At 37.3% G+C, this 201-nt stretch carries 1 rRNA gene; it reads right to left on the reverse strand.

Going from position 1 to position 201, the window contains the following annotated elements:
- Positions 1-78: 78 nt before the first annotated feature.
- Positions 79-201: ribosomal RNA gene (locus M3175_RS24820) — 23S ribosomal RNA — on the reverse strand; the annotation flags it as partial.

Raw genomic sequence — 201 nt, forward strand, 5'->3', positions numbered from 1 at the left:
TTTTCAAGAGAAATTTTTACCTTTCTCTAAAAACAAGATAATATATTTTGAAGAAGAAGAAATAAGTTTCATCTTAATTTGGTTAAGTCCTCGATCGATTAGTATCAGTCAGCTCCACACGTCACCGCGCTTCCACCTCTGACCTATCAACCTGATCATCTTTCAGGGATCTTACTAGCTTGCGCTATGGGAAATCTCATC

Source organism: Robertmurraya korlensis (assembly GCF_023715225.1).
Taxonomy (GTDB): domain Bacteria; phylum Bacillota; class Bacilli; order Bacillales; family Cytobacillaceae; genus Robertmurraya_A.